2 protein-coding genes are annotated in these 1015 nt (G+C 45.5%); both read left to right on the top strand.

Annotated features, from left to right (window positions below):
- Positions 1-400: nuclear transport factor 2 family protein (locus MWN76_RS20865; RefSeq protein ID WP_250465125.1), on the top strand; the 400-nt coding region annotated here is incomplete at its 5' end.
- 138 nt (positions 401-538) lie between these two features.
- Positions 539-925, top strand: a complete 387-nt coding sequence (locus MWN76_RS20860) for a hypothetical protein (RefSeq protein WP_250465123.1) — start codon at positions 539-541, stop codon at positions 923-925.
- Positions 926-1015: the final 90 nt, after the last annotated feature.

The raw sequence follows: 1015 nt of genomic DNA, 5'->3' as shown, positions 1-1015 counted from the left end.
GGCAGAATCAAGGAATGATTTTATGAGCGAAATTCTGAAAGCGGAAGTAATGAAGGGAGAGGAAAACCTTCGCATAGCAATGCTTTCTTCAGATGTAAATAGCCTCAATAAATATTTGGCTGAAAACCTGATTTTCACCAATCACTTCGGCCAACGCTTGAATAAAAGTATGGATCTAGAAGCGCATGAAAGTGGCTTACTTAAGATCACATCGATAGAATTAAGCGATCAAAAAATATTGCTAAGTGGCCAAAATACAGCTGTTGTATCCGTTAAAGCAAATATAGAAGGTACATATTCAGGTCAGCCAGCTGGCGGGAACTTTACATTTACCCGCGTATGGTCAAAGGATACTGGGCAATGGCAAGTTATAGCAGCGCACTCAGGCACCGCTGCCTAACAAAGCGCAGCAAAGGGACGGCTTACTTTATGCACGTCTTGCGCTAGTCGCTGCGACTCCCATTTTCGCGCAAAACGCGCATAAAGTAAGCCGCCCCTGTGCGCGGCGTTATCAAAGCGTAGATAGGACCTTCTGAAAATGAAAGAAAGCCTTGTTAAAGAAGTACTTTTTTGGTTGGTCCGTGAATACCAAAAGCACCATCGAAGCTCTGTCTCTGGCCTATCGAGCCACAGGTTCAGCTACTTGGATCTTGTTGCCATCGGTGAAAAATCTAAGTTGAGTCGGGAATTGGATTCAAATCCTGAGATTATTGGTGAGGTGATTGACGAATTGGCTGCCCGAGGTTATGTCGAGAAGGACTTTCATGAGTTTACCCTAACAGAAGAGGGCTTTCGTGAGGGCTCTTCTGGGCAGCTAAAACGGGTTTTATGGTTCCTTAATAGAAATCCTGGTTTGTCTATTTTGGTTGGAATAATAGGTGCCGCAGCAGCAACTGGAACGCTCATTTGGAATTTAACCAAGTGATAATCGGGTAAGGACGGGTGTTTAGCCCGCCCTCCCCACAACACCCTGCATGCGGGTCCGCACAGGGCGTTTCAATCAGAGTAGTGAAGC

Origin of the sequence: Microbulbifer litoralis (assembly GCF_023634065.1) — a bacterium.
Lineage (GTDB): Bacteria > Pseudomonadota > Gammaproteobacteria > Pseudomonadales > Cellvibrionaceae > Microbulbifer > Microbulbifer litoralis.
The sequence above is the reverse complement of the archived record's forward strand: the minus strand, read 5'-3'. Positions and strand labels throughout refer to the sequence as shown.